The sequence below is a fragment of the Pseudomonas sp. NFX71 genome (assembly GCF_048079215.1).
GTDB classification, from domain to species: Bacteria; Pseudomonadota; Gammaproteobacteria; order Pseudomonadales; family Pseudomonadaceae; genus Aquipseudomonas; species Aquipseudomonas fluorescens_B.
In genome coordinates, this window is the sequence record NZ_CP182230.1 from 3,781,749 (window position 1) to 3,798,921 (window position 17,173).

Annotated in this window: 20 protein-coding genes and 1 riboswitch; of the genes, 18 read left to right on the forward strand and 2 right to left on the reverse strand. The window is 61.4% G+C overall.

All coding sequences use genetic code 11. The features are described 5' to 3' along the window. Positions 1-200: 200 nt before the first annotated feature. From hda to ACM1ZW_RS17525, 4 genes are all read left to right on the forward strand, one after another. Entirely contained in the window at positions 201-905 is a 705-nt protein-coding gene (gene hda, locus ACM1ZW_RS17510; protein WP_017337260.1) for a DnaA regulatory inactivator Hda, read from the forward strand. Positions 906-1,118: 213 nt separating this feature from the next. Beyond that, positions 1,119-1,745 carry a C40 family peptidase gene (locus tag ACM1ZW_RS17515; RefSeq protein ID WP_017337261.1) on the forward strand — a complete coding sequence of 209 codons (627 nt, stop codon included), beginning with the start codon at positions 1,119-1,121 and terminating at the stop codon, positions 1,743-1,745. 222 nt (positions 1,746-1,967) lie between these two features. After that, entirely contained in the window at positions 1,968-2,504 is a 537-nt protein-coding gene (locus ACM1ZW_RS17520) for a C40 family peptidase (RefSeq protein ID WP_017337262.1), read from the forward strand. 15 nt (positions 2,505-2,519) lie between these two features. Next, complete coding sequence (locus ACM1ZW_RS17525; RefSeq protein ID WP_416738961.1) at positions 2,520-3,173, forward strand: O-methyltransferase; 654 nt, start codon at positions 2,520-2,522, stop codon at positions 3,171-3,173. A 117-nt stretch (positions 3,174-3,290) separates the two neighbouring features. Here the strand turns inward: ACM1ZW_RS17525 and ACM1ZW_RS17530 are convergent, their stop codons facing one another. Both ACM1ZW_RS17530 and ACM1ZW_RS17535 read right to left on the reverse strand, forming a co-directional pair. Next, positions 3,291-4,604: a PQQ-dependent sugar dehydrogenase gene (locus tag ACM1ZW_RS17530; RefSeq protein ID WP_017337264.1), complete on the reverse strand. Its 1,314-nt coding sequence runs from the start codon at positions 4,602-4,604 to the stop codon at positions 3,291-3,293. Between the two features lie 68 nt (positions 4,605-4,672). Continuing rightward, positions 4,673-5,257, reverse strand: coding sequence for a hypothetical protein (locus ACM1ZW_RS17535; protein WP_416738962.1), 585 nt, complete (start codon positions 5,255-5,257; stop codon positions 4,673-4,675). 154 nt (positions 5,258-5,411) lie between these two features. Beyond that, a riboswitch (cobalamin riboswitch) is annotated at positions 5,412-5,647 on the forward strand. 79 nt (positions 5,648-5,726) lie between these two features. Between ACM1ZW_RS17535 and cobO the strand changes: the two genes are divergently transcribed. The 14 genes from cobO (at position 5,727) to ACM1ZW_RS17605 (ending at position 17,114) form a co-directional block, all read left to right on the forward strand. Further along, complete coding sequence (gene cobO / locus ACM1ZW_RS17540) at positions 5,727-6,338, forward strand: cob(I)yrinic acid a,c-diamide adenosyltransferase (RefSeq protein WP_017337266.1); 612 nt, start codon at positions 5,727-5,729, stop codon at positions 6,336-6,338. Continuing rightward, positions 6,335-7,735, forward strand: a complete 1,401-nt coding sequence (locus ACM1ZW_RS17545; RefSeq protein WP_416738963.1) for a cobyrinate a,c-diamide synthase — start codon at positions 6,335-6,337, stop codon at positions 7,733-7,735. The genes cobO and ACM1ZW_RS17545 overlap by 4 nt, the downstream gene beginning before the upstream one ends. After that, the gene (bluB, locus tag ACM1ZW_RS17550) at positions 7,732-8,382 is read left to right on the forward strand and encodes a 5,6-dimethylbenzimidazole synthase (RefSeq protein WP_414883287.1); all 651 of its coding nucleotides are present in this window, start codon (positions 7,732-7,734) and stop codon (positions 8,380-8,382) included. The genes ACM1ZW_RS17545 and bluB overlap by 4 nt, the downstream gene beginning before the upstream one ends. Then, positions 8,379-9,287 carry an adenosylcobinamide-phosphate synthase CbiB gene (cbiB, locus tag ACM1ZW_RS17555; protein ID WP_414878550.1) on the forward strand — a complete coding sequence of 303 codons (909 nt, stop codon included), beginning with the start codon at positions 8,379-8,381 and terminating at the stop codon, positions 9,285-9,287. Before bluB ends, cbiB begins: the two co-directional genes overlap by 4 nt. Then, positions 9,280-10,272, forward strand: coding sequence for a threonine-phosphate decarboxylase CobD (gene cobD, locus ACM1ZW_RS17560; RefSeq protein ID WP_017337270.1), 993 nt, complete (start codon positions 9,280-9,282; stop codon positions 10,270-10,272). Before cbiB ends, cobD begins: the two co-directional genes overlap by 8 nt. Continuing rightward, complete coding sequence (locus tag ACM1ZW_RS17565; RefSeq protein ID WP_414878552.1) at positions 10,269-11,720, forward strand: cobyric acid synthase; 1,452 nt, start codon at positions 10,269-10,271, stop codon at positions 11,718-11,720. Before cobD ends, ACM1ZW_RS17565 begins: the two co-directional genes overlap by 4 nt. A gap of 40 nt (positions 11,721-11,760) precedes the next feature. After that, positions 11,761-12,282: a bifunctional adenosylcobinamide kinase/adenosylcobinamide-phosphate guanylyltransferase gene (cobU, locus tag ACM1ZW_RS17570; RefSeq protein ID WP_017337272.1), complete on the forward strand. Its 522-nt coding sequence runs from the start codon at positions 11,761-11,763 to the stop codon at positions 12,280-12,282. Then, positions 12,279-13,334 (forward strand): nicotinate-nucleotide--dimethylbenzimidazole phosphoribosyltransferase, encoded by a 1,056-nt coding sequence (gene cobT, locus ACM1ZW_RS17575; protein WP_414883288.1) that lies wholly within the window; start codon positions 12,279-12,281, stop codon positions 13,332-13,334. The genes cobU and cobT overlap by 4 nt, the downstream gene beginning before the upstream one ends. Continuing rightward, entirely contained in the window at positions 13,331-13,906 is a 576-nt protein-coding gene (gene cobC, locus ACM1ZW_RS17580; protein WP_017337274.1) for an alpha-ribazole phosphatase family protein, read from the forward strand. The genes cobT and cobC overlap by 4 nt, the downstream gene beginning before the upstream one ends. 2 nt (positions 13,907-13,908) lie before the next feature. Next, positions 13,909-14,643 carry an adenosylcobinamide-GDP ribazoletransferase gene (locus tag ACM1ZW_RS17585; RefSeq protein WP_017337275.1) on the forward strand — a complete coding sequence of 245 codons (735 nt, stop codon included), beginning with the start codon at positions 13,909-13,911 and terminating at the stop codon, positions 14,641-14,643. A gap of 79 nt (positions 14,644-14,722) precedes the next feature. Beyond that, a complete protein-coding gene (locus ACM1ZW_RS17590; protein ID WP_017337276.1) occupies positions 14,723-15,127 on the forward strand; it encodes a MarR family winged helix-turn-helix transcriptional regulator in 405 nt (134 codons plus the stop codon). Positions 15,128-15,179: 52 nt separating this feature from the next. Beyond that, the gene (locus ACM1ZW_RS17595; RefSeq protein ID WP_017337277.1) at positions 15,180-16,388 is read left to right on the forward strand and encodes an MFS transporter; all 1,209 of its coding nucleotides are present in this window, start codon (positions 15,180-15,182) and stop codon (positions 16,386-16,388) included. Continuing rightward, a complete protein-coding gene (locus ACM1ZW_RS17600) occupies positions 16,385-16,507 on the forward strand; it encodes a hypothetical protein (protein ID WP_017337278.1) in 123 nt (40 codons plus the stop codon). The genes ACM1ZW_RS17595 and ACM1ZW_RS17600 overlap by 4 nt, the downstream gene beginning before the upstream one ends. A 55-nt stretch (positions 16,508-16,562) precedes the next feature. Next, positions 16,563-17,114 (forward strand): glutathione peroxidase, encoded by a 552-nt coding sequence (locus ACM1ZW_RS17605; protein WP_416738964.1) that lies wholly within the window; start codon positions 16,563-16,565, stop codon positions 17,112-17,114. Positions 17,115-17,173 lie beyond the last annotated feature (59 nt).

Genomic DNA, 17,173 nt, shown 5'->3' on the forward strand with positions numbered 1-17,173 from the left:
GGTCCAGTGCCAGGCTGGCCTCTGTCCCATGGGCGGCTGTCACATGCGCCGCCAAAGAAACGCTCATGAAACCAGTGCGATAACGCAAACCTTTGATTTTGCTTATGGTCTGTCGCATTGTGCGGCCAGCTTCACGGGTATAAACTTCGCAAACTTTACACAGAGGCCACTAACGGTTCCTTTGGAACTGTTCAGTCAGCATGAAACCGATTCAGCTGCCCCTAGGTGTGCGTCTGCGTGATGACGCTACCTTTATCAATTACTACCCAGGCGCCAATGCCGCTGCACTCGGCTATGTCGAGCGGCTGTGCGAAGCCGACGCCGGCTGGACCGAAAGCCTGATTTATCTCTGGGGCAAGCACGGGGTAGGGCGTACGCATTTGTTGCAGGCGGCCTGCTTGCGCTTCGAACAGATGGGTGAGACGGCGGTGTATCTGCCACTGGCCGAGTTGATGGATCGCGGCATCGAAATTCTCGACAACCTCGAACAGTACGAACTGGTCTGCCTGGATGATCTGCAGGCGGTGGCCGGCAAGGCGGACTGGGAAGAGGCGTTGTTCCATCTGTTCAATCGCCTGCGTGACAGCGGTCGGCGCCTGCTGATTGCCGCATCGACGTCACCGCGTGAACTGCCGGTGAAGCTGGCGGACCTGAAATCCCGACTCACGCTGGCGCTGATCTTCCAGATGCGACCGCTGTCCGACGAAGACAAATTGCGCGCCCTGCAACTGCGTGCGTCCCGTCGCGGATTGCACCTGACCGACGAAGTCGGACATTTTATCTTGACCCGTGGCACTCGCAGCATGAGTGCGCTGTTCGAGCTGCTTGAGCGTCTCGATCAGGCCTCCCTTCAAGCTCAGCGCAAGCTGACCATTCCGTTTCTAAAAGAGACGCTGGGCTGGTAAAGCCCAAGTCCTACAAGGCTTTTGGCATATTTCAGGCGCCAAAAAGTTCGCGTTCCTACAGGGTGTAGGCAGCGCAAGCGTCTAAATGGGGCTTAAGCGCTTAGATGGAAACGCGAAACCGGAAAGTCACATAAAGTTCGATTGAATTTGCAAATGAGGATGATAGCGGGCATAGTCTCGGCTTCTTTACAACTATCAGCCACGGTCGTGCCCATGCTAAATCGCTTTGCACCCCTCGTGCCTCTCGCACTCGTCACCCTGTTGTTCGGTTGCGCTGCCCACTCTCCAGTGTCGGAGCAAGCGCCTCAACAGCAGGTAAAAAATTCAGTTACTGCGCAATCCTCTTCCGTTCTTTTCCAGGAAGAGCTGGCCACCGATAAAGAGCTGGCTGACTTCGCCGACGGCAAGTCGTACCAGCTTCCGGTGCTCGCCGACAGCATCCTTGAGCGTGGCATGTCCCTGATCGGTACCCGTTACCGTTTCGGCGGCACCTCCGAGGCGGGTTTTGATTGCAGCGGTTTCATCGGTTACCTGTTCCGGGAAGAGGCCGGCATGAACCTGCCGCGCTCAACTCGCGAAATGATCAACGTGGACGCGCCGCTGGTTGCTCGCAGTGCGCTCAAGCCGGGCGATCTGCTGTTCTTCGCCACCAATGGCCGCCGCGGTCGTGTCAGTCACGCCGGGATCTACCTCGGTGACAACCAGTTCATCCACTCCAGCAGCCGCAAAAGCGGTGGGGTCCGGGTCGATAGCCTGGGCGACAGCTACTGGAGCAAGACCTTCATCGAAGCCAAGCGCGCACTCGCGATGGCCCCGACCGTGGTCACGGCACGCAAGTAATGCTTGATCCTGTCGCCACGTCAGTGGCGACAAAAAGCCTCTCTGCAACAGAGTAGGCGGATAGTTTGTAAGGCGAACTTAAAGTCTTACTTGAAGTTTGCCGCATAGCCGCTAGAATCCTGATCTATTATTGATGGCAAACCGCCTGCGTCCTGCGCAGGCGGTTTTCTTTTCTGCCCTGTCGGCAGAAAAAAGCCGCAGCCAGATCAGGATGTTCTGCTTATGACGATGTCGGCCCGCCTCGCACTCATGTTCTTCGCAGCGCTGCTCAGCGCCTGCGCCAGCCGTACACCGCCACCTGCGCCGGTGGTTCGTGCGCCGATTGTTTTCGGGTCACCCCAACCCTTTTCCCCTGAGGCCGAAGACGTGCTGTTTCGCGCGTTGGGTCTGGTGGGCACGCCTTATCGCTGGGGCGGCAACACGCCGGATTCCGGGTTCGATTGCAGCGGCCTGATCGGTTATGTCTACCGTGACGTCACCGGCATCTCGCTGCCGCGCACCACCCGCGAGATGATCAGCATGCAAGCGGCCAGTGTCGGCAAGGAAGGCCTGCAAACCGGCGACCTGATTTTCTTCGCCACCAATGGCGGCTCTCAGGTCAGCCATGCCGGGATCTACGTCGGTGAAGGCCGCTTCGTCCATGCGCCAGCCACGGGCGGCACGGTGAAACTCGACAGCTTGTCCAAAGCTTATTGGCAGAAAGCCTACCTCAGCGCCAAACGTGTCCTGCAACCTGAGCATCTGGCGCGTAACCCTTGATTCGCAGAGGTCGTCATGACCGCTCGCACGCTCAATCTCGATGATTCCCTGTATCAATACCTGCTCGACGTTTCCCTGAGGGAAACGCCGCTGCTCAAGCGTTTGCGCGATGAAACCCAGGCCCTGCCGATGGCGCGCTGGCAGGTGGCGCCGGAGCAGGGGCAATTCCTCGCATTGCTGGTAAAACTCACCGGTGCCAGGCGCCTGCTGGAAGTCGGCACCTTCACCGGTTACAGCGCGTTGTGCATGGCGGCGGCGTTGCCGGATGGCGGTTCACTGATCTGCTGTGACATGCCTGGTGACTACAACGCCACGGCGCGCCGTTACTGGCAGGAAGCAGGGCTCGCCGAACGAATTGACCTGCGCCTGGCGCCTGCGCTGGAAACCCTGGCTCAGTTGGATCAGCCCGGACAATTCGATTTGATGTTCATTGATGCCGACAAGGCCAACTATCCGGCCTACCTGGAGCACGCGCTGCGTCTGCTGCGCGTTGGAGGCCTGGCAGTGTTCGATAACACCCTGTGGAGCGGGCGGGTGCTGGAGCAGAATCCCGAGAGCGAAGACACCCGAGCCATCCAGGCGCTTAATCTCGCCTTGAAGGATGATGCTCGTGTGGATCTGTCGCTGTTGCCGTTGGGCGATGGATTGACGCTTTGCCGCAAGCGCTAAACGCGGTCCCCTGTGGGAGCGAGCCTGCTCGCGATAGCGGTGCGCCAGGTACATCAATGTCGGATGTGCTGACCCTATCGCTAGCAGGCTTGCTCCCACAGGTCTTGCGTGTGGCAGCTACTTTGCCGCAGAAACCCGCCACACTTTGTTCCCCACATCATCCGCCACCAGCAAGCTACCCTGCTGATCGATCACCACACCCACCGGCCGACCCATGGCTTTCTCTTCGTCATTGAGGAAGCCCGTGAGTACATCAATCGGTTGCCCAATCGGCTTGCCGGCACTGAACGGTACGAAAATCACTTTGTAGCCACTGTGCGGTTTACGGTTCCACGAACCGTGCTGCCCAATGAATGCGCCTTCCTTGAATTGCGCTGGCAGCGAGTTGCCTTCAGCGAACGTCAGGCCCAGCGATGCGGTGTGCGGGCCGACCGCGTAGTCCGGCGCGATGGCCTTGGCGACCAGGTCCGGATTTTGCGGTTCGACGCGAATGTCGACGTGCTGGCCGTAATAGCTGTAAGGCCAGCCGTAGAATCCGCCGTCCTTCACTGAAGTGATGTAGTCCGGCACCAGGTCGCTGCCGATTTCATCCCGCTCGTTGACGGCCGTCCACAGTGCGCCGGTCTGCGGCTCCCAGGCCAGGCCATTTGGATTGCGAATCCCCGAGGCGAAGATCCGGTGATTGCCGGTGGCGCGATCCACTTCCCAGATCGCCGCGCGACCTTCTTCCTGGTCCATGCCGTTTTCGGCGACATTGCTGTTGGAACCCACCGTGACGTACAGCTTGCTGCCGTCCTTGCTGGCAATGACGTTTTTGGTCCAGTGGTGATTCAGTGTGCCGCCCGGCAGATCAACCACTTTGATCGGCTGCGACTTGATGGCCGTGTCGCCATTCTCATAGTGGAAGCGCAGCAAGCGATCCGTGTCGGCGACATACAGGTCATTGCCAACCAAGGTCATGCCGAAGGGCGAATTGAGGTTTTCCAGAAACACCGTACGGGTTTCGGCGATGCCGTCATGGTCCTTGTCCCGTAACAGCGTAATGCGATTCGGGCTCGGTACACCGGCACCGGCGCGGCCCATGACTTTCTTCATGACCCAGCCTTTAACGCCTTTGCCATCGTCGGGTTTGGGCGGCGCGTTGGTTTCGGCGACGAGCACGTCACCGTTCGGCAGCACGTACAGCCAGCGCGGATGATCGAGATCTTCGGCGAACGCCGCCACCTGGGTGCCCGCTGCGGTGGTGGGTTTCGCACCGTCCGGCCAGCCGATTGCCGGGGCGATGTTCACCGTCGGGATCAGGGTTTTGTTCGGTTCTGGCAATTTGGGTGACGGGCCGGTGCCGTCGGAGACTTGCAGGCTGGAGGTTTCACCGCAGGCGGCGAGCCCTCCGGCCAGGGCGATGACGAGAACGAACGGGGGCTTGTGCATGCTGATCTTCCCTATAAATGCAGTGACCTGATCAATAGAGAAGCGCACACCCGCGATGGTTCAACCGGTCAGCCGCGGGCTTCCTTGAACAGCACGGCGATGCCAGGATGATAGTTGCCCGTTTCATTACGCAACTTGCGGTAGGCATAGGGGAAATACCAGGCGACGGCGCAGGAGTGTTCCTTTTGCAGATCGTCGACCATGTCCTGGAGTTCTTCCGGGGTGGCGCCATGCTGGGCTTTTTGCGGTGCAACGAACAGGCAACCGAGTTTCAGGTCACTGGCGTAGCTGATTCGCCTGGCGTCGCTGGTGATATCGGCCAGCGCCTGTGTCAGGTTCAGGTTGTTGACCCGTGGCCAACGCTGCGTGGCTTGAAGGTAGGCGCGTTCTTCGCTGGTGGCGATGAACAGGTCGGCGCGGGCGTTGCGTTCGCCTTCCTCGTTCTGTTTGCGGGTCGGTGTCTGTTGCAGCGTGACCATTTCCGCGGTCCATGCGGCGGCGGAGAGCAAGCCGAGGTTGGCTTTTTCGTCGTACCAGTAAGGCGTGTCGTTATCGCCGCGCACGGCGTTGTAACGGTCGATACAGTCAAACCAGCGCTCCAGCACCGGGCGCAGGAATTCCAGCTTCGGATTGCTGATGATCATGCCTTGCATGTGGCTCACCCTTGTTATTGTGTTGTCAGGTTGTGGCGCTTTGATATCACTGCTGAGAGTGTGGCACAAGATTGGCGTCAGTTAATTGATCAACGGCAGTTAATCGCCCGACGGCGTCCCGGCTTTAATTGACGCTCCACCCCCAACCCTCTAACCTTCGCGGCTTGTTTCAGGTGCTCTGTGGCCTTGGTCGACAGAGTGAAACAGGGAAGCCGGTGAGTGCATTCGTTCCATTCATGAACAATCACGATCCCGGCGCTGCCCCCGCAACGGTAAATGAGTGAAGACTGAGCATTGTTGCCACTGTGTCGATATCGGCATGGGAAGGCGCGCAGTCAGGCGGAGTGCCGCTCATGAGCCCGGAGACCGGCCTGATCCATCCAGCGGCATCACGGTGGGCGATGCCAGGCTTCTTGCCGTCTATTCTTGTGCCTGCCCGCCGTTATCCAGCCTCAACGGAGAGCTCCCCATGACTGATACTCCCGATCGTGACGAACGCCATCTGGCGCGCATGCTGCGCAAAAAAGCCGTGATCGATGAACGCATCGCCAACTCGCCGAATGAATGCGGCCTGCTGCTGGTGCTGACCGGCAACGGCAAAGGCAAAAGCAGCTCGGCGTTCGGCATGCTCGCCCGCTCCCTGGGCCATGGCATGCAATGCGGCGTGGTGCAGTTCATCAAGGGCCGCAACAGCACGGGCGAAGAACTGTTTTTCCGGCGCTTTCCCGAGCAGGTGCGTTTTCATGTGATGGGCGAGGGCTTTACCTGGGAAACCCAGGACCGCCAACGCGACATCGCCGCCGCCGAAGCCGCCTGGGCAGTGTCCCGTGAACTGCTTCAGGATCCGTCGATTGGCCTGGTGGTGCTGGATGAACTGAACATTGCCCTCAAGCACGGTTACCTCGATCTCGATCAGGTGCTCAGCGACTTGCAGGCGCGGCCTCCGATGCAGCACGTGGTGGTCACTGGTCGCGGCGCCAAGCCGGAAATGATCGAACTGGCCGACACCGTTACAGAAATGGGCGTCATCAAGCACGCCTTCCAGGCCGGCATCAAAGCGCAAAAAGGCGTCGAATTGTGAGTCAACCACGTCATTGCCCGGCGGTCTTGATTGCCGCGCCGGCTTCCGGTCAGGGCAAGACCACCGTCACCGCCGCGCTGGCCCGTTTGCATCGCAATCAGGGGCGCAAGGTGCGCGTGTTCAAATGCGGTCCGGACTTTCTCGACCCGATGATTCTCGAGCGCGCCAGCGGTGCGCCGGTCTACCAACTGGACATGTGGATGGTCGGCGAGCAGGAAAGTCGTCGACTGTTGTGGGAAGCCGCCGATGAAGCCGATCTGATCCTGATCGAAGGCGTCATGGGGCTGTTTGACGGCACGCCGTCCAGCGCTGACCTGGCGCGGCATTTCGGTGTGCCGGTGCTCGGGGTGATCGACGGGACGGCGATGGCGCAGACCTTTGGTGCGCTGGCGTTGGGGTTGGCGAAGTATCAGCCGGACCTGCCGTTCGCTGGCGTGCTGGCCAACCGGGTGGGCACCTTGCGCCATGCGCAGTTGCTTGAAGGCAGCCTGACTGAAGGCTTGCGCTGGTACGGCGCATTGTCCCGGGAGACCGGGATTGAATTGCCGAGTCGGCACCTCGGTCTGGTTCAGGCCAGCGAGTTGAACGATCTCGACCTGCGTCTCGATGCGGCGGCCGAATCACTGGCCAACAGCTGTGACGTTGCGCTGCCGCCACCTGTGGAGTTCGCCGCTCCAGAAGTGATCGCCGCCGAACCGTTGCTGGCCGGTGTACGGATTGCCGTGGCCCGTGATGAAGCCTTCGCTTTCACCTACGGCGCGAGCCTGGATTTGCTGCGAGCCATGGGTGCCGAATTGTCATTCTTCTCGCCGATCCGCGACACGCAATTGCCGGAGGCTGACAGTCTCTATCTGCCGGGCGGTTACCCGGAATTGCACCATGTCGCGCTGGCACAGAACACCTCCATGCTTGGCGCCATTCGCGCTCACCATGCGGCGGGCAAACCGTTGCTGGCCGAGTGTGGCGGCATGCTGTATCTGCTCGATTCGCTGACCGATGTCGAAGGTACTCGCGCAAAACTGGTGGGGTTGCTGGCCGGTGATGCGGTGATGCAGAAACGGCTGGCGGCGCTGGCGTTGCAGGCGGTGGAATTGCCCGAAGGTTCGCTGCGCGGCCACACCTATCATCATTCGTTGACCAGCACCGAACTTGAGCCGATTGCCCGTGGCCTCAGTCCTAACGGCGGGCGCGGAGCGGAGGCGGTTTATCGGCAGGGGCGGATGACGGCTTCCTATGTGCATTTCTATTTCCCGTCCAATCCGAACGCTGTAGCTGCGCTGTTTGCGCCTGACCGTGAAGCTGCCATCGCTGGCAGGCCAGCTCCCACAGTTGACCGTGTATTACCTGAAGAAACGCAGATCCCTGTGGGAGCTGGCCTGCCAGCGATGAGGCCATGACCGACAACGCATTCAGTGAAGCCGAGCGGGAAGCAGTGTATCGCGCGATAGCCGAACGCCGCGACATGCGCCACTTCAGCGGCGGCACCGTCGAACCTGAGTTGCTCCGGCGACTGCTCGAAGCCGCGCATCAGGCCCCAAGCGTCGGCCTGATGCAGCCTTGGCGATTCATCCGCATCAGCGATCGCACCCTGCGCGGCAAGATCCAAGTGCTGGTGGAAGAAGAACGCATCCGCACCGCCGAAGCCCTCGGCGAACGCACCGACGAATTCATGAAGCTGAAAGTCGAAGGCATCAACGACTGCGCGGAAGTGTTGGTCGCCGCGCTGATGGACGACCGCGAACGCCACATTTTCGGCCGCCGCACCTTGCCCGAAATGGACATGGCCTCGTTGTCCTGCGCGATCCAGAACCTGTGGCTAGCCTCCCGCGCCGAAGGACTGGGCATGGGCTGGGTCTCTTTATTCGAACCGCAAGCCCTGGCCGACCTGCTGGGTTTGCCCGCAGGGGCCAAACCTTTGGCGATTCTTTGCCTCGGGCCGGTCAAGGAATTCTATCCGGCGCCGATGCTGGTACTCGAAGGCTGGGCGCAGGCGCGTCCGCTAAGCGAATTGCTGTATGAGAATTATTGGGGAGTGAGTCAATGAGTGTGGCGTTGTTGAGTGTCGCCGCAGTGGCGCTGGATGCGCTGCTGGGTGAACCCAAACGCTGGCATCCGCTGGTGGCGTTCGGCCGTTTTGCCGACCGCATCGAACAACGTTTCAATGGTGAAGGACGCGGCTGGCGCAGCCACGGCGTTACCGCCTGGGTGATCGCGGTCGTGCCGCTGACCTTGCTCGCCACGGCTTTTTCCTGGGCGCCTTATGTCGGCTGGATCGTCGAGATTCTCGCGCTCTATTGCGCCCTCGGCCTGCGTAGCCTCGGTGAACACGTCACGCCGGTGGCCACGGCGCTGCGCAGTGATGATCTGGAGGAAGCGCGCACGCGTGTCGGTTACCTGGTCAGCCGCCAGACCAGTGAGCTGGATAAAACCGAGGTCGCCCGCGCCGCCACCGAATCCGTCCTGGAGAACGGCAGCGACGCGGTGTTTGCCGCGCTGTTCTGGTTTGCAGTGGCCGGCGCGCCCGGAGTGGTGCTCTACCGATTGAGCAATACGCTGGATGCGATGTGGGGTTATCGCACCGAGCGCTTCGAACGTTTTGGCTGGGCCGCGGCGAAGATCGACGACGTGCTCAACTACATTCCTGCGCGACTGGTGGCGTTGACCTACGCGCTGCTGGGCAAAACCCGACTCGCCTTGAAATGCTGGCGCACCCAGGGTCCGACATGGGACAGTCCGAACGCCGGCCCGGTGATGGCCGCGGGTGCTGGTTCGCTGGGCGTCGAGTTGGGCGGGGCGGCGATTTATCACGGTGAACTGCATCAGCGTCCGCAACTGGGCGAAGGCGCGCCGGCGGACGCCGACTCCATCGACCGAGGCTGGCAATTGGTCCAGCGCGGGGTATGGTTATGGCTGCTGATTCTCTGCGTGGGGGCTGAATTCTATGCTTGAGCATGGTGGACGGTTGCGCAAGGCGGCGCTCGAATACGGCATCGCCGAAGCTGATTGGCTTGATCTGTCCAGCGGCCTCGCGCCCTGGCCGTTTCCGGTCCCCGACATTCCGTTGCGCGCCTGGGCGCGATTGCCGGAAACCGATGACGGACTGGAACAAGCCGCCTGCGATTACTACGGTGCCGCGCAGGTGCTGCCAGTGGCCGGTTCGCAAATGGCGATCCAGTTGCTGCCGCGTTTGCGCCGGGTCGGCAAGGTCGGCGTGCTGTCGCCGTGTTACGCCGAGCACGCCGAAGCCTGGCGCCGCAGCGGCTACATCGTGCGTGAAGTGCTGGAGCAAGAGGTCGACTTTTTCCTCGACAGTCTCGATGTGCTGGTGGTGGTCAACCCCAACAATCCGACGGGCCTGAGCCTGACCCCGAGCCGTCTGCTCGACTGGCATTCCAGACTGGCCCAGCGCGGTGGCTGGCTGGTGGTGGACGAAGCGTTCATGGACAACACGCCACAGCTGAGCCTGGCGCCGTGCGCTCATCAGGTCGGCTTGATCGTGTTGCGCTCCTTCGGCAAGTTTTTTGGCCTGGCCGGTGTCCGGCTGGGGTTCGTGCTGGCGGAGCGCAAGCTGCTCAAGCTGCTCGCCGAACAAGTCGGGCCCTGGGCCGTCAGCGGACCGACTCGCGTGTTGGGGCAAGCCTGTCTGCAGGATACCGAAGGCCACGCCAGACAGCGTGTGCGCACCGAAGCGGCCAGCGAGCGTTTGGCTGCACTGTTGGAAAAGCACGGTTTCAAACCTCAGGGCGGTTGTGCCCTGTTTCAGTGGCTGACCACCGAACACGCCGAAGCACTCCATGAATTCATGGCCCGCCACGGCATTCTGCTGCGGTTGTTCACCCACAACAGCAGCCTGCGGTTCGGCCTGCCCGGTGAAGAAGCCGACTGGGCACGACTAGATCAAGCGTTCGACGCCTACGCCAGGGAAACCCGATGACAACGTTGATGGTGCAGGGCACGACTTCGGACGCCGGTAAAAGCACACTGGTGACGGCGCTGTGTCGCTGGGTCACGCGGCAGGGCGTACGAGTCGTGCCGTTCAAGCCGCAGAACATGGCGCTCAACAGTGCCGTGACCGCCGACGGTGGCGAGATCGGACGTGCACAAGCGGTGCAGGCTCAGGCCGCTTATCTCGACCCGCATACCGACATGAACCCGGTGCTGCTCAAACCCAACAGCGACACTGGCGCCCAAGTGATCATTCACGGGCGCGCTGTCACGACGATGAACGCGGTTGCGTATCACGACTACAAAGCCATCGCCATGCAAGCGGTGCTCGCGTCCCATGAGCGGCTGAGCGCGGCGTATCCGGTGGTGATGGTCGAAGGCGCAGGCTCGCCGGCCGAGATCAATTTGCGGGCCGGCGACATTGCCAACATGGGGTTTGCCGAGGCGGTGGATTGCCCGGTGCTGCTGATCGCCGACATCAATCGCGGCGGCGTTTTCGCACATCTGGTGGGCACGCTGGAATTGCTTTCTCCCACCGAGCAGGCGCGGATCAAAGGCTTCATCATCAACCGTTTTCGCGGCGACATTGCCTTGCTGCAACCCGGCCTCGACTGGCTGGAAGCGCGCACCGGCAAACCGGTGATCGGCGTGCTGCCCTACGTGATGGACCTGCACCTGGAGGCCGAGGACGGCATCGATCAGCGCCAGACCGACAAGGCCGACCAGGTGCTGAAGGTCGTTGTGCCGGTGTTGCCGCGCATCAGCAACCACACCGATTTCGATCCGCTGCGCCTGCACCCGCAAGTGGACCTGCAATTCATCGGCCCCGGCCAGGCGATTCCACCCGCTGACCTGATCGTTCTTCCCGGCTCGAAAAGCGTGCGCAGCGACCTCGCGTATTTGCGCGCCAATGGCTGGGACACCGCCATCGCCCGGCATTTGCGCTATGGCGGAAAGGTGTTGGGGATTTGCGGCGGCCTGCAGATGCTCGGCGAGCAGGTGCACGACCCGTTGGGCCTCGAAGGTGCGCCGGGCTCCAGTGCCGGTCTGGGTTTGTTGGCGTTCGAAACGCAGCTCGAAGAAGAGAAGCAACTGCGCAATGTGCGCGGGCGCCTGACGCTGGAAAACGCTGAAGTCAGCGGTTATGAAATTCATGCTGGCGTGACCACCGGACCCGCGTTGGAAAATGCCGCCGTGCAGTTGGACGATGGTCGTTGCGACGGCGCGCAAAGTGGTGACGGACAGATTTTCGGCACCTACCTGCATGGCCTGTTCGAATCGCCGGCGGCGTGCAGTGCGCTGTTGCGTTGGGCGGGTTTGCAGGAGGTGCAGGACGTGGATTACCACGGCTTGCGCGAGCGGGATATCGAACGTCTGGCGGATCTGGTGGAGAAGCATCTGGATACCCGGCTGCTGCGTGAGCTCTGCGGGATTTGATGAGGCCGGCACAGTCACCGAAGATTGAAAGGAATGAACCATGCTGCAACTGATCCTCGGCGGTGCCCGCTCCGGCAAAAGTCGCCTGGCCGAGAAACTCGCGTCCGACAGCCACCTGAGCGTGACCTACATCGCCACCAGCCAACCCCTGGACGGTGAAATGAACGAACGGGTCGCCCATCACCGTGCACGCCGTCCGGCCGAGTGGGCGCTGATCGAAGAGCCCGTTGAACTCGCCCGCGTCCTGCGCGAATCCGCCCGCGCCGATCGTTGCCTGCTGGTGGATTGCCTGACCCTGTGGATGACCAATCTGCTGATGCTCGACGACGCCGAGCGACTGACCGCCGAGCGCGAAGCCTTGCTGGACTGCCTGGCCGAATTGCCGGGTGAAATCATTTTTGTCAGCAACGAGACCGGAATGGGTGTCGTGCCGCTGGGCGAATTGACTCGCCGCTATGTCGATGAAGCCGGTTGGCTGCATCAAGCCTTGGCCGAGCGCTGTCAGCGAGTCGTCCTGACCGTCGCCGGCCTGCCCCTGACCTTGAAAGGAACTGCGTTATGACTCAAACCTGGTGGCTGAATCCGTGCAAGCCGGTTGACGCTCAAGCCGTCGAACAGGCTCAGGCACGGCAACAGCAGCTGACCAAGCCCGCCGGCTCTCTTGGGCGGCTCGAGTCGGTAGCGGTGCAATTGGCCGGGTTGCAGGGGCAGGTCAAACCGAGCCTGGATCAGTTGTGGATTGCGATTTTTGCCGGTGACCATGGCGTGGTCGCCGAAGGCGTGTCGGCGTTTCCCCAGGAAGTCACCGGGCAGATGCTGCACAACTTCGTCAGCGGTGGCGCGGCGATCAGTGTGCTGGCGCGCCAGCTCGGCGCTTCCCTCGAAGTGGTCGACCTCGGGACCGTGACGCCATCGTTGAATCTGCCGGGCGTGCGGCACTTGAACATCGGCGCAGGCACCGCGAATTTTGTTGAAGGTCCCGCCATGACTCAAGCGCAGGGCGCGCTCGCCTTGCAGGCCGGTCGTGACAGTGTGCAGCGTGCCAGCGCCGCCGGTACGCAGTTGTTCATCGGTGGCGAAATGGGCATCGGCAATACCACGGCGGCCAGCGCGTTGGCTTGTGCGTTGCTGGATTGCCCGGTGCTGCACTTGACCGGGCCGGGCACCGGCCTGAGCGCGGCGGGTGTCAGCCTCAAGGCCCAGGTCATCGAACGCGCTTTGGCTTTGCACCGCGCTCAGCGTGACGACGCGCTGCAAACCCTATTCAGCCTCGGCGGTTTCGAAATTGGAGCGTTGGTCGGCGCGTACCTGGCGTGTGCCCAGGAAGGCATCGCAGTGCTGGTCGACGGGTTCATTTGCAGCGTTGCGGCGTTGGTGGCGGTGCGCCTGAATCCTGACTGCCGCCCGTGGCTGTTGTTCGGTCATCGCGGCGCCGAGCCGGGTCATCGTCATGTGCTGGAAACCTTGAACGCCGAACCGTTGCTCGATCTCGGCCTGCGTCTGGGTGAAGGCAGCGGCGCTGCGTTGGCCGTGCCGCTGCTGCGCCTGGCGTGCGACCTTCACGGACAAATGGCGACGTTCGCCGAAGCGGCCGTGGCGGATCGTCCGGCATGACTTTGCGCCTTGATCTGTTGCGCCACGGCGAAACCGAACTCGGTGGCGGCCTGCGCGGCAGCCTCGACGACGCGTTGACCGACACAGGTTGGGCGCAGATGCGCGCGGCGGTGGTCGAGCAGGGGCCTTGGGATCGTCTGGTCAGTTCGCCGTTGCAACGTTGTGCGCGGTTCGCGCAAGAGCTCGGGGCGCAACTGGGCTTGCCCGTGCAGCTGGATAAGGATCTGCAGGAACTGCATTTCGGTGCGTGGGAAGGGCAGAGCGCGTTGGCGTTGATGCAAACCGATGCCGAAGCGCTGGGCCTGTTCTGGGCTGACCCTTATTCGTTTACGCCACCTCAAGGGGAGCGGGTCGAGGATTTTTCGACGCGGGTATTGGCGGCTGTCGCCCGGTTGCATGCGGCGTATGCGGGCGAACGTGTTTTGCTGATCAGCCATGGCGGCGTCATGCGTTTGTTGCTGGCGCAGGCGCGGGGCTTGCCACGTGAGCAGTTGCTGAACGTTGAAGTCGGCCATGGTGCGCTGTTTTCTCTGAGCATCGAGACTGGCGTCATCCTCAAGGAAGCGATCTGATCATGTTGCCGTTCTGGATCGCCCTGCAATTTTTGAGCAGTCTGCCGATTCGTCTGCCGGGCATGCCGGCGCCCGAGGAGTTGGGGCGCTCCCTGCTGTTTTATCCGTTGGTGGGGCTGCTGTTTGGCGCGATCTTGTGGGCGCTGAATTGGCTGTTGCTCGGCACGCCTTTGATACTGCACGCAGCGCTGTTGCTGACGGTTTGGGTATTGCTCAGCGGAGCGTTGCACCTCGACGGTCTGGCCGATAGCGCCGACGCCTGGCTCGGTGGATTCGGCGACCGTGAACGCACGCTGACGATCATGAAAGACCCGCGCAGCGGTCCGATCGCGGTGGTGACGCTGGTGCTGGTGTTGCTGCTCAAGTTCGCTGCGCTGCTGGCATTGATCGAGCAACAACACAGCGTTTTCCTGATCGTCGTTCCGTTGATTGGCCGTGCCGCGTTGCTGGGGTTGTTCCTGACCACGCCCTATGTGCGGGCCGGTGGTTTGGGGCAGGCACTGGCCGATCATCTTCCGCGATTGGCGGGCAAGTGGGTGCTGGCGGTCAGTGCGTTGGCGTGTGTGCTGATTGCAGGTCTCGGCGGTGTTTTGGCGTTGGTAATCGCTTTACTGGTCTTCTTTTGGTTGCGACAGGTGATGCTGCGGCGACTGGCCGGGACCACGGGCGATACGGCCGGTGCATTGCTAGAGTTGCTGGAAATGACGGTGATCGTAGGGCTTGCATTAGTTTTGTAGGATCGCCGCACCGCTTGCTCCTACGGGTGACATGTTTTAAAAATTTGCTTTCATTTAACCGCGGGTATATACACGCACCATGCTCGAATCCCAATGTTTATGCATCAACCTGCGTCGCGCCGCCCGTGGCGTCAGCAGGCATTACGACGGCGCTCTCGACGGCTTCGGAATCAACGTTGCCCAGTATTCTTTGCTGTGCAATCTGCAGCGTCTGAATGAACCGAGTATTTCCGTCCTGGCGGAGGCCATGGGCCTGGACCGCAGTACCCTCGGTCGTAATCTGCGAGTGCTGGAGGGCGAAGGCCTGGTCAGGCTGGTCGAGGGCGAAGACATGCGCAATCGCATCGTCAAGCTGACCGAGGCTGGCGCTGAGCGTTTGACCGCGGCGTTGCCAGCCTGGGAGGCGGCGCAGCAGCGACTGGTTGATCGACTGGGTGCCGAAAAACGCGAAATTTTGCTGAAGTTGCTGGACGAACTGGCGTGACGCCGGTTTTTCCGATCTTAAGCGGGTATATACCCGCTACCGGAGAATAAGAATGACATCGATGTGGCGTACTTGCGGTTGGGTTTTAGTGGGGAGTGCGCTGATCCTTGCGTTGTCTCTGGGCGTGCGACACGGCTTCGGGTTGTTCCTGGCGCCGATGAGTGCCGAATTTGGCTGGGGGCGTGAGACGTTTGCCTTTGCCATCGCCCTGCAAAACCTGATCTGGGGGCTGGCGCAGCCCTTCACCGGTGCGCTGGCCGACCGCTTCGGCGCGGCGAAAGTGGTGCTGATCGGCGGCGTGCTCTACGCGATGGGCCTGCTGTTCATGGGGTTGTCCGATTCGGCGGTCACCCTGTCGTTGAGCGCGGGCCTGTTGATCGGTATCGGGCTGTCGGGCACCTCATTTTCGGTGATCCTGGGCGTGGTTGGCCGCGTGGTACCCCCAGAGAAACGTAGCATGGGCATGGGCATCGCCAGCGCAGCCGGCTCTTTTGGCCAGTTCGCGATGGTGCCTGGCACGCTGGGTTTGATCGGTTGGCTCGGCTGGTCGGCGGCATTGCTGGCGCTGGGCCTGCTGGTCGCGCTGATCGTGCCGCTGGTGAGCATGCTCAAGGACAAGCCGTTGCCAGTTTTCGGTCATGAACAGACCCTCTCCGAAGCCTTGCGTGAAGCCTGTTCCCATTCGGGCTTCTGGCTGCTGTCGTTCGGCTTTTTTGTCTGCGGTTTCCAGGTCGTGTTCATCGGCGTGCACTTGCCGGCGTATCTGGTGGATCAGCATTTGCCCGCCACGGTCGGCACGACGGTGCTGGCGCTGATCGGCTTGTTTAACATCTTCGGTACTTACACGGCGGGCTGGCTCGGCGGGCGGATGTCCAAGCCGCGTTTGCTCACCGGCCTGTATTTACTGCGGGCCGTGGTCATTGTCCTGTTTCTGTGGGCGCCGGTGACGACGACCACGGCGTATCTGTTTGGCATGGCCATGGGCTTCCTGTGGCTGTCGACGGTGCCATTGACCAACGGCACCGTGGCGACCTTGTTTGGCGTGCGAAATCTGTCCATGCTCGGTGGGATTGTTTTCCTGTTCCACCAGCTCGGATCATTCCTGGGTGGCTGGTTGGGCGGGGTGGTGTATGACCGGACCGGGAGCTATGACTTGATCTGGCAGGTAGCGATTCTCTTGAGTCTGTTGGCGGCTGCCCTGAACTGGCCGGTGCGTGAGCGGCCGGTGGCGCGCCTGCAAACCCGGATGAGTGCGACATGAACAGCCTCTGGCCGCGGATCGCCGTGGCAACGGGCGGCGTGTTACTGCTGGCGTTGGCGTGGTGGGGTTGGCATCAGGGCGGGCTGGCGTTGATGCAATTGGGTATGGGTGCTTGCTAGCACGAGGTGAGGGCGAGTAAGTTCGTTTCAGACGACTTTTCAAGGAGGTATGGACATGCTGATGCGCTGGCTGGCCGTTCCCGCGTTACTGGTGGCGTTTACCGGATTGTCACAAGCCACCGAGTGCCCGGAGCTGTTGCAAGGCTCGTTGCCCAAGCTGCGCGCCAAGGAATCCATCGACCTGTGTCAGCGCTTTGCCGGTAAACCGCTGGTGGTGGTCAATACCGCCAGCTTTTGCGGTTTCGCTCCCCAGTTCAAAAGCCTTGAGGCGCTGAACCAGCGTTACAAGGGCCAGGGCCTGGAGGTGATTGGTGTGCCTTCCAACGACTTCAAGCAGGAGTCCAAGGACGGCGAAGAGACCGCCAAGGTGTGCTACGTCAATTACGGTGTGACCTTCACCATGACCGAACCGCAGAAAGTCCGCGGTGACGACGCGACCCACCTGTTCCGGGTGCTCGCTTCGCAGAGTGATGCGCCGAAGTGGAACTTCTACAAATACGTGGTCGATCGCAAGGGCAAAGTGATCGCCAATTTTTCCAGCCTGACCAAGCCTGATGACCCCGAGTTTATCGAGGCGGTGGAGAAAGCACTGGCCTCGCAGCCCTGATCGATACCCACTAAAAAGCCCCGCCTCTGTACAAGAGCGCGGGGCTTTTTTGATTCAAG